The sequence below is a fragment of the Kitasatospora setae KM-6054 genome (genome assembly GCF_000269985.1).
Lineage (GTDB): Bacteria > Actinomycetota > Actinomycetes > Streptomycetales > Streptomycetaceae > Kitasatospora > Kitasatospora setae.
Window position 1 is genome coordinate 1,506,480 of sequence record NC_016109.1, and the last position, 12,908, is coordinate 1,519,387.

At 75.6% G+C, this 12,908-nt stretch carries 10 protein-coding genes; 9 read left to right on the forward strand and 1 reads right to left on the reverse strand.

Translation table 11 applies throughout. From position 1 onward, the window contains the following. Nucleotides 1-185 precede the first annotated feature (185 nt). The 3 genes from KSE_RS45680 (at nucleotide 186) to KSE_RS06575 (ending at nucleotide 3,765) form a co-directional block, all read left to right on the forward strand. The gene (locus tag KSE_RS45680; RefSeq protein WP_014134502.1) at nucleotides 186-1,292 is read left to right on the forward strand and encodes an LPXTG cell wall anchor domain-containing protein; all 1,107 of its coding nucleotides are present in this window, start codon (nucleotides 186-188) and stop codon (nucleotides 1,290-1,292) included. Nucleotides 1,293-1,363: 71 nt separating this feature from the next. Continuing rightward, nucleotides 1,364-1,972 carry an O-methyltransferase gene (locus KSE_RS06570; protein ID WP_014134503.1) on the forward strand — a complete coding sequence of 203 codons (609 nt, stop codon included), beginning with the start codon at nucleotides 1,364-1,366 and terminating at the stop codon, nucleotides 1,970-1,972. Nucleotides 1,973-2,364: 392 nt separating this feature from the next. Beyond that, a complete protein-coding gene (locus tag KSE_RS06575) occupies nucleotides 2,365-3,765 on the forward strand; it encodes an NAD(P)/FAD-dependent oxidoreductase (protein WP_014134504.1) in 1,401 nt (466 codons plus the stop codon). Nucleotides 3,766-3,899: 134 nt separating this feature from the next. Here the strand turns inward: KSE_RS06575 and KSE_RS06580 are convergent, their stop codons facing one another. Next, on the reverse strand, nucleotides 3,900-4,214 hold the full coding sequence (locus KSE_RS06580; protein WP_014134505.1) for a GNAT family N-acetyltransferase: 315 nt from the start codon (nucleotides 4,212-4,214) through the stop codon (nucleotides 3,900-3,902). A 473-nt stretch (nucleotides 4,215-4,687) separates the two neighbouring features. Between KSE_RS06580 and KSE_RS06585 the strand changes: the two genes are divergently transcribed. The 6 genes from KSE_RS06585 to KSE_RS06610 all read left to right on the forward strand — a co-directional run bounded on the left by KSE_RS06585 (nucleotide 4,688) and on the right by KSE_RS06610 (nucleotide 12,884). After that, nucleotides 4,688-6,157: an aldehyde dehydrogenase family protein gene (locus KSE_RS06585; protein WP_014134506.1), complete on the forward strand. Its 1,470-nt coding sequence runs from the start codon at nucleotides 4,688-4,690 to the stop codon at nucleotides 6,155-6,157. A gap of 47 nt (nucleotides 6,158-6,204) precedes the next feature. Further along, the gene (locus tag KSE_RS06590; protein WP_014134507.1) at nucleotides 6,205-7,872 is read left to right on the forward strand and encodes a GMC family oxidoreductase; all 1,668 of its coding nucleotides are present in this window, start codon (nucleotides 6,205-6,207) and stop codon (nucleotides 7,870-7,872) included. Next, nucleotides 7,869-9,014, forward strand: coding sequence for an LLM class flavin-dependent oxidoreductase (locus tag KSE_RS06595; protein WP_014134508.1), 1,146 nt, complete (start codon nucleotides 7,869-7,871; stop codon nucleotides 9,012-9,014). Before KSE_RS06590 ends, KSE_RS06595 begins: the two co-directional genes overlap by 4 nt. 146 nt (nucleotides 9,015-9,160) lie before the next feature. Continuing rightward, nucleotides 9,161-10,303 (forward strand): sugar ABC transporter substrate-binding protein, encoded by a 1,143-nt coding sequence (locus KSE_RS06600; protein WP_014134509.1) that lies wholly within the window; start codon nucleotides 9,161-9,163, stop codon nucleotides 10,301-10,303. Beyond that, nucleotides 10,300-11,877, forward strand: a complete 1,578-nt coding sequence (locus KSE_RS06605; RefSeq protein ID WP_014134510.1) for a sugar ABC transporter ATP-binding protein — start codon at nucleotides 10,300-10,302, stop codon at nucleotides 11,875-11,877. Before KSE_RS06600 ends, KSE_RS06605 begins: the two co-directional genes overlap by 4 nt. After that, the gene (locus tag KSE_RS06610) at nucleotides 11,874-12,884 is read left to right on the forward strand and encodes an ABC transporter permease (RefSeq protein WP_014134511.1); all 1,011 of its coding nucleotides are present in this window, start codon (nucleotides 11,874-11,876) and stop codon (nucleotides 12,882-12,884) included. The genes KSE_RS06605 and KSE_RS06610 overlap by 4 nt, the downstream gene beginning before the upstream one ends. Nucleotides 12,885-12,908 lie beyond the last annotated feature (24 nt).

A 12,908-nucleotide genomic window follows, 5' to 3' on the forward strand; every position in this document is an offset into this window, starting at 1 on the left:
CGTGCTCATGCTCATGCCCCGCGCGTCCGCCGTACGCCCGAGGGGGTGTCCGGACCGCCTGGAAGTGTCGCACACGAACCCGGTGCGCCGTCCGGCCGCGGCGGCGCCCGTCCGGCGGGGAGCGCCCGGGCGGCACCGGGCGCGCCGCGTCCGTTCTGCGGCTTATACCCTGCTATGTCTGTTCGATGGCCCTCACGAACCGGAACCGCGCGCCACGGCTGCGCGCCGCCACCGCCGTCCTCGCCGCCACCGGCACTGTCGCGGCGGCGGTCCTGCTGCCCGCCGCCCGTCCCGCGAACGCGGCGCCCGGCGATCTGGCGAGCGCGACGCTGGTCCAGCTGACCAACCAGGACGTGCCGGCGATCGGCCTGTCGGCGTACCACGGGGCGTACGGCACCGCGAGCTCCAGCACGGTGCCGGACACCGACATGGCGGACTTCTCGTCCGACCCGGACGGGATGTTGTCCCGGATCAGCATCGCCACCCGGACCACGATGACCCAGACCGCCACCGCCAAGTACTTCGCCCAGGCCCAACTCACCGACCTGGTCGTCTGGTTCAACGGACGGCGGGAACTGCTGCGAATCTCCCCGATCGACCCGGCCCGGAGCGAGGCGGTCGCCACCCTGGACTCCTACGCGGAGTGCGTGCCGCCGCCGTTCGGCCCGTACGCGCTGGCCTACAACCACACCGACAACGACGAGATCACCGTGCTCGGGCAGCGGGTGGGCCCCGGCACCACCCGGCTGGCGATCACCGGCGCGGACCTCGGCCGCAACGACATCGGGCCGTCCACCCTGGACGTCACCGTCACGCAGCACGCGGTGCCCTCCACCCAGGTGGCCGGGTACACCGCCGAGGCGTGGCTGGACATCGACATCTCGGGCACCTTCAACGACCTCGGCGGGCGGCAGGTGTACACCGGAGCGGTCACCAGCACCCGGCTCGGCGAGGTGCACGCCAACTGCACCGGCGCGAGCCCGAGTCCGAGCCCGAGTCCGAGCCCGAGCCCGAGCCCGTCGCCCAGCCCCAGCCCCAGCCCGTCGCCCTCCCCCACCCCGACCCCCACCCCGACCCCGACCATGTCCGAGGAGCCCACTCCCACGCCGTCCCCGACCCCGACCCCCTCCCCCGCGCCCACCTCGGCCTCGCCCACCTCCCCGGGGCCCGTCCCGCCGCTGCCGGACACCGGCGCCGGCGGGAACCCGCTGGGGCTGGGCGCCGCCGCGCTGGGCCTGTGCGCGCTGGGCGCCGGGGCGCTGCTGCTGGCCCGCCGCCGTCGCCGGCACTGATCACCGGCACCGGCCGCCGGTCCGCGCCATCCACCCCATGCCGTCACCCTGTGCCACGCTAGGGTGACGGCATGTCGATTCTCGGTACCGCCGCCTACGCCGACCAGACCGCCGCCCTGCCCGAACCGGTCGCCCGGGCGGTCGAGTTGGCGCAGCGGCTCGGGTTCACCAAGTCCTGCCGCCCGGAGCAGGGCGGGCTGCTGCGGGCCCTCGCGGCGGGCGCCGGCCCGGACGGCGGGGTGATCGGCGAGACCGGCACCGGGTGCGGTGTCGGCCTGGGCTGGCTGCTGGCCGGCCGGCGGCCCGGCGTACGGGTGGTGAGCGTCGAGCGGGAGGCCGGACTCGTGGACGCGGTACGGGAGTTGTTCGCCGACGTGCCCGACCTGGAGGTGCTGCACGGCGACTGGAGCCGGATCCACGAGCGCGGCCCGTTCGACCTGCTGGTGCTGGACGGGGGCGGCAACGGCAAGCAGACGGCGGCCGCCGATCCGGAGCGGCTGCTCACCCCGGGCGGCACCCTGGTGGTCGACGACCTGACCCCGCTCACCGCCTGGCCGCCGACCTACCGGGGCGAGCCGGACACCGGCCGCACCGTCTGGTACGACCACCCGGCGCTGTCGGTGACCGAGGTCCGGCTGGCGCCGGACTTCGCCACGCTGATCGCCACTCGCCGTCCCTGACAATGGAATTGACGATCCATCAGTAATTCTCGGCCCCCCGGGCGCCGCGCAGCGGGTCACGTTCGCGCCGCTGCCGGTCGGCGCCGGGGTCGAGGTCGCGGACGCAGCCGACCCGGACGCGGTGCACGGCGCCCGCGAGGGGCCTACCGCAGGGGGCGGGTGTCCTGGAGGCCGGCAGCCCCGAGCCCGCCGGCGCCCTCGCACCCGCACGGCCGGAGACCCCTGCCTCTCCCGTCGCGCCCTCCCCGCCCGCGCGGCGAAGGCTCCCGGCAGCCTTATGTCAACGCCATTGACGTTAATGCCGCCCGCGCGTTCTGATGGCGGGGCCCGGGCCCCGCCGTCTCCGCTCCGGGGCCCGGAGACCCCCATGCACCGCGAAGGAGCCCTCCGCCATGGCCGCCGACCCCGTCCACGCCCTCCGGGACGCCCAGCCCACCCCGTTCTGGCTGGACGACCCCGACCGCCCGGCGGCCCGCCCCGCCCTCACCGGCGACACCCGGTGCGACCTGCTGGTGGTCGGCGGCGGCTACAGCGGCCTGTGGACCGCGCTGATCGCCAAGGAGCGCGACCCCGCGCGCGACGTCGTGCTGATCGAGGGCCGCGAGACCGGCTGGGCCGCCTCCGGCCGCAACGGCGGCTTCTGCGAGGCCAGCCTCACCCACGGCCTCGCCAACGGCCACCAGCGCTGGCCGGACGAGCTCGCCGCCCTGGAACGCCTGGGCCACGCCAACCTGGAGGCCATGCAGGACGCCGTCGAGCGCTACGGCATCGACTGCGACTGGCGGCGCAGCGGCTCCCTCACCGTCGCCACCGAACCCCACCAGGTCGCCGAACTGCGGGAGTTCGCCGAACTCGCCGGCCGCCACGGCACCCGCTTCGACGTCCTCGACCGCGACGAGGTGCGCGCCGAGATCGACTCGCCGACCTTCCTCGGCGGCGTCTGGGACCGCGACGGCGTCGCCATGCTCAACCCGGCCCGACTCGCCTGGGGCCTGCGCCGCGCCTGCCTCGACCTGGGCGTCCGCCTGTACGAGCACACCCCGGCGACCTCGCTCGACGCCTCCCCGACCGGCGTCACCGTCCGCACCCCGTACGGTCGGATCGGCGCCCGGCGGGTCGCCCTCGCCACCAACGCCTTCCCGTCCCTGCTGCGCCGCCACCGCCCGTACACCGTGCCGGTCTACGACTACGCGCTGATGACCGAGCCGCTCTCGGACGCCCGACTGGCCGCCGTGGGCTGGAAGAACCGGCAGGGCTGGGCCGACAGCGACAACCACTTCCACTACGTCCGGCTGTCGGCCGACAACCGGATCCTGTTCGGCGGCTACGACGTGGTGCACCAGTACCGCGGCCGGGTCAGCGCCGAACGCGACCAGCGGCCGGAGACCTTCGCCACCCTGGCCCGCCACTTCGCCCGCACCTTCCCGCAGTTGGAGGGCCTGCGGTTCACCCACGCCTGGGGCGGCGCGATCGACACCTGCACCCGGTTCTCCGCCTTCTTCGACCTCACCCACCAGGGCCGGGTCGCCTACGCCGCCGGCTACACCGGCCTCGGCGTCGGCGCCACCCGCTTCGGCGCCGAGGTGATGCTCGACCTGCTGGCCGGCGAGCGCACCGAGCGCACCGCGCTGGAGATGGTCCGCCGCAAGCCGCTGCCCTTCCCGCCCGAGCCGGTCCGCTCGGTGGGCATCGGCATCACCCAGTGGGCCCTGCACCGCGCCGACGCCAACGCCGGACACCGCAACCTGTGGCTGCGCACCCTCGACCGCTTCGGCCTCGGCTTCGACAGCTGACCCCGGCCCTCCCCCACTCTCCCCGGGGCGGGCCCGGCGACCCACCGTCGCCGGGCCCGCCCCGTTCCCCCTGCCGCTCCCCGCCCTGCCCTGCCCCGCCCTGCCCTGCCCCGCCGCGCCCCGCCCTGCTCCGCTCAGTCGCTGACGGCGCTGCGCGCCGAGTACACCAGGTCCGCGTACTCGGGGTGCCGCCCGATCCACCCCGCGTAGAACGGGCAGGTCGGCAGCACCGCCAGCCCCTCCGCCCGCGCCCGGTCCAGCGAGGCCCGCACCAGCGCCCCGCCGACGCCCCGGCCCTCGAACCGCGGATCCACCTCGGTGTGCACGAACGCGATCAGCTCCGGTGTCCGGATGTACTGCGCGAAGCCCGCCAACTCCTGCCCGAACCGCGCCTCGTAGCGGTTGGCGTCCCTGGCGTCGGTGATCTCGGGCTGCGTCGTCTCGCCCATCTGCTGCTCCCGGTCGGCGTGCGGAAAGGATCCGTCCAGGCCACTCTAGGCTCGCGGCCCCCGCCACTCGCGCAGCCACGCCTCGCCCGCCGCCCGCGCCCCAGCCCGTGCCCGTTGCCCGCGCCCGTGTCCGGAGGGCGCCTTGGTTGCGCGGATGTGGCGGGATCGTTGCCCGGCATGAAGTGTCTGTCACGTAGCAGATCCCATGATATGGAAAGCTTGCTGGCCGCCCGGTCGGCGTGCCAGCCTCCTCACGCCAGCACTTGATCACGCCGCACCGGAGGGGAGCAGTCCGCGATGACCACAACTCGCCTGTTCAGCCCGGTGCGCGCGGTGTCGTCGCGCCGCTGTCGCCGCGACGCCCTCCGGCCCGCCGGCCGGCCCGCCCACCGCTGACCGGCTCCTCCGCCGCCTCCCACCGCGCCGCGTGGTTTCCCGCGTGGTGACGACCCGTCATCGCACCGAAGGTCGACATGTCTCCCTCGCTCACGCCCGCCCTGCGGGAGTTCCTCGCTTCCCGACCCGGCCTGTTCATCGGCGACCGGGACGACCTGACCGCGGTCTCCGGCCGCACCCTGGCCGTCGAGGACCCGTCCGACGGTTCGCCGCTCGCCGAGGTGCCGCTGGCCGGCCCCGTCGAGGTGGACCGGGCCGTGCTGCTCGCCCGGGCCGCCTTCGCGGACGGCCGCTGGAGCGCGCTCCCCCACCAACGGCGGGCCGCGGTGCTGCACCGGGTCGCGGAGCTGCTGGAGCGGCACGCCGAGGAGTTCGCCCTGCTGGAGTCGGTGGACGCCGGCATCCTGCGCTCCACCTCCGACCACCTGGCGCACGTCGCCGCCGAGGTCTTCCGGCACTACGCGGGCTGGACCGGGCGGCTCTACGGGGACGTCAACCCGACCGCGGCCGACCTGCACGGCTACACGCTGCGCCAGCCGCTGGGCGTGGTCGCGGCGATCGTGCCGTGGAACATGCCGCTGCTGATGGCCGCCTTCAAGCTGGCCCCGGCGCTGGCGGCGGGCAACAGCGTGGTGCTCAAGCCGGCCGAACAGACGCCGCTCAGCGCCCAGTTGCTGGCCCGGCTGGTCCGGGAGGCCGGGCTGCCGGAGGGCGTGCTCGCGGTGCTGACCGGGGACGGGAGCACCGGGGCCGCGCTGGTCGAGCACCCGGGGGTGGACCTGGTCGGCTTCACCGGCTCCACCCGCACCGGCCAGTCGATCCAGCGCGCGGCGGCCGGCACGGTCAAGCGGGTGCTGCTCGAACTCGGCGGCAAGAGCGCCAACATCGTCTTCCCCGACGCCGACCTGGCGGCCGCCGCCCAGGCCGCCGGCGCGACGGCCTGGCAGCACTCCGGGCAGATCTGCTTCGCCGGCACCCGGCTGCTGGCCCACCGCTCGATCGCCGGCGAGCTGGCCGAGCGGATCGCCGCGGACGCCGCCCGGCTGCGCCCCGGCCCGGCCACCGACCCGGCCAGCCGGCTCGGCCCGCTCATCTCGGACCGCCAACTCCGGCGCGTACTGGGCTACTTGGACCAGGCCCGAACGGATGGCGCGACCGAGCTGCTGGCCGCGACCCGGCCCGAGCTGCCCGGCCACCACCTCACCCCGGCCGTGCTGACCGGCGTGGACCCGCAGGCGCGGATCGCCCAGGAGGAGGTGTTCGGGCCGGTGCTGACGGTGCTGCCGTTCGACACCGAGGAGGAGGCGCTCCGGCTGGCCAACGGCACCCCGTACGGCCTGGCCGCCGGCGTCTGGACCGGGGACGTCAGCCGGGCCCACCGGTTCGCCCGGGACCTCCGGGCAGGCACCGTCTGGGTCAACACCTACGGGGTGCACGACTTCTCCGCGCCCTCCGGCGGTTTCGGGCAGTCCGGGCTGGGGCGGGAGCACGGCCGGGAGTGGATCCACGCCTACACCGAGGCCAAGTCGGTCTACGTCCAGCTCTGAACCCCCGCCCGGGACAGCGAAGTTCACCGACAGGGAGAACCACCAGCATGACCATCCAGCAGGCCGACTACCTCGTGGTCGGCGGCGGAACGGCCGGGCCCGCGCTCGCCGCCCGGCTCGCCGAGGACCCCGGCACCAGCGTGCTGCTGCTCGAAGCCGGCGGGGAGCTGACCCAGCGCGAGGCGCTGGCCCCGGCCCTGTGGCCGCTGACCCTCGGCAGCGCGATCGACTGGCAGTACCGCACCGAGCCGCAGCCGGGCCTGGGCGGACGCCGGGTGCCGTGGCCGCGCGGCCGGGTGCTGGGCGGCTCGTCCGCGCTCAACCTGGGCGGCTGGATCCGCGGCAACGCCGCCGACTACGACGCCTGGGCCGGGTTCGGCGGGCCCGGCTGGTCCTGGGAGGCGCTGCTGCCGCTCTACCGCCGGATCGAGGACAGCGGACGCGGCCCGGCTCCCTGGCGCGGCACCGGCGGCCCGCTGCGGCTGCGCGCGGCCGGGCCCGGCGGCCGGCTCTGGGACGCCCTCGAACTCGCCCTGGAGCAGGCCGGGTTCGGCGGCCGCACGGACGTCAACGGGCCGCGCCAGGAGGGCGTCGACACCCAGGAGATGATCTTCGTCGACGGGGAGCGGATCACCCCGGCCGCCGCCTACCTGAGCCTGGCCCACCGCAACGCGGCCGGCGGCAACCTGGCCGTGCGGACCGGCGTCCGGGTGCTCGGGCTGCTCTTCGACGGCGACCGGGCCACCGGGGTGCGCGCGCTGGACGCCGCCGGGCGGGAGGTGCGCTTCCACGCCGGGCGGGAGGTGGTGCTCGCCGCCGGCGCGATCGGCTCGCCGCAGTTGCTGCTGCTCTCCGGCATCGGCCCGGCCGAGCGGTCGCGCGCGCTCGGCCTGCCGGTCCGCGTCGACCTGCCCGGCGTGGGCGGGAACCTGCACGACCACCTGCGGGTGCCGGTCACCGGCCGGGCCGCGCCCGGCACCACCGACCTGCCCGCTCCGCTGCCCACCCCGGAGAACCTGCGCCGCTGGGAGCGGCACCGCGAAGGCCCGCTGCGCGACCTGGCCGGCGGCGGCGTGGCGTTCCTCCGCACCGACCCCGAACTGGCCGCCCCGGACGTCGAGTTCCTGCTCGGCACCGGCGCCGACCAGGACCACCCGGACCGGGCCGGCTACCTGGTGGCGCCGGTGCTGCTCCAGCCGCACAGCCGAGGCCGGCTCCGGCTGGCCTCGGCCGACCCGCTCGCCGCCCCGCTGCTCGACCCCGGCTACCTGACCGATCCCCGGGACCTCCCGGTGCTGGTCGCCGGGGTGCGGGCCGCGCTGCGCACCACCGAGCAGCCCGCGCTGCGGCCCTGGACCGCCGAGCGGAACCTGCCCGCCGACGCCTCGGACGCCCTGATCGAGGCGCACGTCCGGGCCACCGCCGACACCGTCTTCCACCCCGTCGGCACCGCCAGGATCGGCCACCCGGACGACCCGGACGCGGTGGTCGACCCCGAGCTGCGGGTCCGCGGCGTCCGCGGCCTGCGGGTCGCCGACGCCTCGGTGATCCCGGTGATCACCCGCGGCCACACCATGGCGCCCAGCCTGCTGGTCGCCGAACGGGCCGCCGACCTGATCCGCGGCGCCGACCGCACCCCCGGGCCCCGCGCGGGCCGTACCGACGACCGCACCGACGACCGCACCGACGGCCGTACCAAGGAGAACCACCGATGACCGACCGCGACGGCGCCGTCCGCCTGCTCTGGTACCTGACCAGCCCGGACGGCCCGACCCCCTGGGAGCCGGCCGGCCGCTGGCCGACCGACTTCGGCCACCTGCGCGAACTCGCCCGCGCCATCGACTCGTTGGGCTACTACGGCGCGCTGCTCGGCACCGGCCGGGACGACGGGCTGACCGTGGCCGCCGCGCTGCTCGCCGAGACCGGGCGGATGCGGTTCCTCCCGGCGGTCTACCCCGGGCTGCACTCCCCGGCGAAGCTCGCCCAGATCGCCGACACCGTGCAGCGCTTCTCCGGCGGCCGGCTGCTCTTCAACGTGGTCAACGGCCAGGACGCCACGCTGGCCGGCTACGGCGTGCACCACCCGCACGACGAGCGCTACGCGTTCAGCGCCGAGTACTGGGACGCCTACCGGCGGGTGCACCGCGGCGAACACCAGGAGATCCGCGGCACCCACCTGCACCTGGCCGAACGCCCGGACGACGAAGGCCCGTTGTCGCCCTGGCCGAACGACCCGGTGCCCGTCCCGCTGTGGGGCGCCGGCACCTCGCCGGCCGGGGTGGCGCACTCGGTCGGGCTGCTCGACACCTACCTCAGCTTCGCCGACACCCCCGAGCGGCTCGGCGCCAAGTTCGCCCGGGTCGGCGCGCAGGCCGAAGCGCTGGGCCGCCGGCTGGAGTTCGGCACCCGGTTCCAGCTGATCGTCCGCCCCACCGAGGAGGAGGCCTGGGCCCACGCCGAGGAGCTGCTGCACCGGACCAGCCACGCCACCGCCGTCGAACTGGCCGGCTGGAACCTGCGCGGCCGCACCCTGGAGGGCTTCCGGCCGGAGGAGTTCGGCATCGAGGACCCCCGGGTGGAGCGCCGGCTCGCCGCCCTGCGGGCCGGCCGGCTGCCCGAGGTCCGGGACCTGGAGGTGCACCCCAACGTCTGGACCGGCCCGAGCCTGTTCGGCTTCGACGTGGTCTCCCCCGCCTCCGGCACCTACCTGGTCGGCAGCGCCGAGAACGTCGCCGCCCGGATCCGCGAGTACCGCGCGCACGGCGTGCGGAACTTCATCCTCTCCGGCTTCCCGCTGATCGAGGAGGCCCACCGCACGGCCGAACTGCTCTTCCCGCTGCTCGACCTCGACCACTGACCGCCCGCACGACCCGCACCACGCCCACCCGCACCACCCGCACCACGCCCAGCGCGCCCACGGCGCCCACGGCGCCCACCGCGCCCACCACGCCCACCGCGCCCGTCCGCCCGTTCCCCGCACTCCACTCGACAAGGACCCGTGCCATGCCCCGCTCCCGCCTGCTCCCGCTCGTCGCCCTCGCCGCCACCGCCACCCTGCTCACCGCCGCCGGCTGCGCCCGGCCCGACCACGGCACCGCGCCCGCCAAGGCCGCCGCCGGCAACGACGCCGCCGCCAACCCGGCCGTCGCCGCCGCCAAGCAGTTCACCGCCGCCTACACCAGCACCACCGCCGCCTGGACCGGCCCGACCTCCTCGCCGCCGGTCGCCCCCGGCAAGACCATCGTCTTCCTCAACCGCTGGACCTTCTCCGAGACCAACTCCTACGTGGTGGAGACCGCCAAGCAGGCCGCCGCCGCCCTGGGGTGGAAGTTCGTCGCGGTGGACGTCAGCAAGGACTTCAACGCCGGCGTGACCCAGGCGCTGCAGCTCAAGCCGGACGGCCTGATCTCGCAGGTCACCGAGGCCGACGCGGACAGCCAGGCGCTGGCCCAGATCGCCGCCTCCGGCATCCCGCACATCGACTTCACCATCGGCACCACCGACCTCAACACCAAGAACCCGGGCATCACCCACATCGTCGACTACCACTACTACCTCCAGGGCCAGCTCGCCGCCGCCGAGGCGGTGCTGGCCACCGGCGGCCAGGCCCGCCTGGGCCTGTTCCGGGCCTCGCCGAACTCCTCCAACCAGCAGGAGATCCAGGGCATCAAGGACTACTTCGCCCAGCACGGCGGCGGCTCGGTGACCGCCGAGCAGCAGATCGCCGACGGCCTGATCGGCTCGCCCCAACTGGGCCAGGCCGCCGTGGCGTTCGTCCAGGGCCACCCGGACGTCAACGTGGTCTGGGACGAGTTCGACGGCATCGCGATCGGCGCCGTGCCGGCCGTCCGGGCCGCCGGGCTGGCCTCGAAGGCCCCGCAGATCTCGCACGAGGGCGACGCCCCCAACCTCGACTTCATCCGCAACGGCCAGGGCCAGATCGGCGACGTCGCCGTCTCCTACGGCTGGGCCACCTGGGCCGCGTTCGACGACCTCAACCGGATCTTCAACAAGGTCCCGCTGCCCCAGGACGACGGCGTCCCGGTGCGGCTGCTCACCGCGGACAACCTGCCGCCGGCCGGGCAGCGGTACGAGGGCGGCTACGACTACGCCGGCCACTACCGAACCCTCTGGGGCGTCAAGTGACGGACCACTCCATCGAGTTGACCGGCCTGTCGAAGTCCTTCGGCAGCCACCGGGTGCTCCGGGAGCTGTCCTTCCGGCTGCGCCCGGGCACGGTCACCGCGCTGCTCGGCGAGAACGGCTCGGGCAAGTCCACCCTGGTCAAGGTGCTGGCGGGGGTGCACACACCGGACCCCGCCGCGCACACCGGGCTGCGGATCGCCGGACAGGACGTCCCGCTGCCGCTGGACCCGGCCCGGGCCCGCGCCGCCGGCCTCCGCTTCCTGCACCAGGACCTCGGTCTGGTCGGGGAGTTGACGGTCGCCGAGAACCTGGCGCTGACCCTGGAGGGGACCGGCCGGGCGCTCGCCCCGGTCTCCCGGCGCGCCGAGGCCGAGCGGGCCGCCCGGCTGCTGGCGGCCTTCGACGTGCGGGTGCGGGCCGACGCCCACGTCGCCGACCTGTCCGCCTCCCAGCAGGGCATGCTGGCGGTCGCCCGGGTCTTCGGGGACGTGCCGCCCGGGGTCAGGCCGGTGGTCTTCCTGGACGAGCCGACCGCCGCGCTCGCCGCCGACGACGTCGCCCGGCTCTACACCGCCGTCCGCCGGCTCACCGCCGAGGGCGCCTCGGTCGTGCTGATCTCGCACCGGCTGGAGGAGGTGCTGGAGGTGGCCGACCACGTCCTGGTGCTGCGCGACGGGCAGTTGGTCGCCGACCAGCCCAATGCCGGCCTGACCGCGGACCTGCTGGTGGAGCAGCTGACCGGCCGCCCGTTCGAGCGCGCCCCGGGCGGCCCGGGCGCCGGAGCGGACCGGGCGGGGGCGCCGCTGCTCTCGGTCCGCGGCCTGACCGGCGCCCGGCTGCGCGGGGTCGACCTGGACCTGCACGCCGGCGAAGTGCTGGGCGTCACCGGCCTGGTGGGCTGCGGGCGCAGCGAACTCGCCCGGATCCTGGCCGGGGCCCAGCGGCCGACCGGCGGCCGGATCCTGCTGAACGGCACCGAGCACCGGTTCGGCGGGCCCGCCGCGGCGCTCGCCGCCGGGATCGCGAGCGTGCCGCAGAACCGCCACCGCGAGGGCGTGCTGCTGGGGTTGACCGTCCGGGAGAACCTGACTCTGGGCGACCTGCGGCCGGTCACCCGCCGGGGGCTGCTCCGCCGCCGGCTGGAGCGCGCCGAGGCCGAACGGCTGATCGCCGAGTTCGACATCCGGCCGCCCGAGCCGGAGGCCGTCCTGGCCGAACTCAGCGGCGGCAACCAGCAGAAGGTGGCGCTGGCCCGGGCGGTGCGGCTGCGGCCCGCCGTGCTGGTCCTGGACGAGCCGAGCCAGGGCATCGACATCGGCGCCCGCGAGCACGTCGCCCGCACCGTGCGGGCGCTGCGCGACCGGGGCGCCGGGGTGCTGCTGGCCGGCTCCGACCTGGACGAACTGATGGAGCTGGCCGACCGGGTGCTGATCCTGGACCGGGGACGCCCCTCCGCCGTGCTCGACCTCGACGGCACCGGCCGCGACGCCCTCTTCCACGCCGTGACCGGCGCCACCGCCCCCGTACCGACCAGCCCGCCCGTACCGGCCAGCCCGGAGGAGACCGCCGCATGAGCACCCTCACCCCCACCAGCGGCACCGCCGCCACGACCGGCGCCGCCACCGCCACGCGGCGCGCGGCCGGCTCGGTCGGCCGGATCGCCGCGCAGTGGTCGCTGGCCGGCCTGCTGCTGGCCTTCGTGCTGTTCTTCTCGATCGCCCGGCACGGGCAGTTCGACACCGCGATCAACGCCCGGAGCATCCTCTACACCCAGTCGATCACCGTGATCGTCGGGATCTCCGCGCTGGTCTCGGCGACCGTCGGCGAGATCGACATCTCGATCGGCGCGGTGATGACGGTCAGCGGCGTGCTCACCGCCTGGGCCTACGGCCGGGGTTGGAGCACCGGGCCGGCCGTCGCGCTGGCCCTGGGCGCGGCGCTGGCGATCGGCGCGGTGAACGCCCTGCTGGTGGTCCGGTTCCGGGTGGACTCCTTCATCGCCACCCTGGCGATGACCACGCTGCTGACCGGTTTCGCCCAACTGGTCACCGGCGGCCTGACGCTGTACCGGAACATCCCGAACGGCTTCAACGACCTGGTCGCCTCGACCGTGGCCGGCGTGCCGCTCCTGGTGCTGTACGCGGCGGCGGTCGCGGGCGTGCTGGCGTACGTGATCAGCTGGACCCCGTACGGCCGGCGGATGCGGGCGAGCGGCACCGGGCGGGCGGCGGCGGAGCTGATCGGGGTGCGGACCCGGCGCTACGTGACGGCGGGCCTGCTGGCCGGCTCGGTGGTCGCGGCGCTCGCGGGCGTCCTCAACACCGCGCGCCTGCAGTCGGCGAGCCCGGACGGCGGCAGTGCGGTGATGCTCGGCTCGATCGCGGCGGTCTTCCTCGGCGCGGTGGTCTCCCGCCGGGGGCACCTCAACGTGGTGGGCACCGTGCTGGCCGTCCTCACCCTGGGCATCGGCATCTCCGGCCTCACCATGATGGGCGCGCCCGCCTGGGTGCCGGACGTCTTCAACGGCCTGGCCCTGATCGCCGCCCTGCTGATCTCCCGGGCCGGCCGGGGCCGCCGCTGACCCGTCCGCGCGGTCCGCGGGTTC

Coding starts and splice junctions, on each gene's coding strand:
- KSE_RS06580 (WP_014134505.1), bottom strand. CDS start 4,214: ATGGGCGAGACGACGCAGCCCGAGATCACCGACGCCAGGGACGCCAAC.
- KSE_RS06595 (WP_014134508.1), top strand. CDS start 7,869: ATGACCGACCGCGACGGCGCCGTCCGCCTGCTCTGGTACCTGACCAGC.
- KSE_RS06570 (WP_014134503.1), top strand. CDS start 1,364: ATGTCGATTCTCGGTACCGCCGCCTACGCCGACCAGACCGCCGCCCTG.
- KSE_RS06575 (WP_014134504.1), top strand. CDS start 2,365: ATGGCCGCCGACCCCGTCCACGCCCTCCGGGACGCCCAGCCCACCCCG.
- KSE_RS45680 (WP_014134502.1), top strand. CDS start 186: ATGGCCCTCACGAACCGGAACCGCGCGCCACGGCTGCGCGCCGCCACC.
- KSE_RS06585 (WP_014134506.1), top strand. CDS start 4,688: ATGTCTCCCTCGCTCACGCCCGCCCTGCGGGAGTTCCTCGCTTCCCGA.
- KSE_RS06610 (WP_014134511.1), top strand. CDS start 11,874: ATGAGCACCCTCACCCCCACCAGCGGCACCGCCGCCACGACCGGCGCC.
- KSE_RS06590 (WP_014134507.1), top strand. CDS start 6,205: ATGACCATCCAGCAGGCCGACTACCTCGTGGTCGGCGGCGGAACGGCC.
- KSE_RS06600 (WP_014134509.1), top strand. CDS start 9,161: ATGCCCCGCTCCCGCCTGCTCCCGCTCGTCGCCCTCGCCGCCACCGCC.